This is a genomic window from Acidisphaera rubrifaciens HS-AP3 (assembly GCF_000964365.1).
Lineage (GTDB): Bacteria > Pseudomonadota > Alphaproteobacteria > Acetobacterales > Acetobacteraceae > Acidisphaera > Acidisphaera rubrifaciens.
The window spans coordinates 1-394 of sequence record NZ_BANB01000197.1 but is presented as its reverse complement, the minus strand read 5'-3'; the positions used below and the strand labels follow the sequence as shown (position 1 = coordinate 394).

Below are 394 nucleotides of genomic sequence, written 5' to 3'. Positions count from 1 at the left end.
GGCCGCGCGGCGGCGTCCCGTCCCGTCGCCCCGCGCCCGGCGCCCGTGCGCCCGACGACGGCGGAACGTCCGCGCCTCAGTTTCAAGGAGCGGCACCGCCTGCAACAGCTTCCCGACCGCATCGCCGCCCTCGAGTCGGACATCGCGAAACTGAGCCGCGCGCTGGAAACAGGCGATCTCTACACCCGCGACCCGGCCGCCTTCACCGACACGACCCGCCGCCTCGCCGACGCCCAGGCGGCCCTCGCCGCGGCGGAGGACGAATGGCTGACGCTGGAGATGCGGCGCGCCGAAGCGGAGGGGTAGGGCAGCGGCAGAAAATGCCGGGAATGTCGGGTCCGACGATGAGCCGAACGATTATCTAGAGCGGTAGCCCTTCTGAGTGAATCGGCAG

At 71.3% G+C, this 394-nt stretch carries 1 protein-coding gene; it reads left to right on the top strand.

Annotated features, from left to right (window positions below; all coding sequences use genetic code 11):
- On the top strand, positions 1 to 306 hold a 306-nt coding region (locus B8460_RS07030; protein WP_241771135.1), incomplete at its 5' end, for an ABC transporter C-terminal domain-containing protein.
- Positions 307 to 394 lie beyond the last annotated feature (88 nt).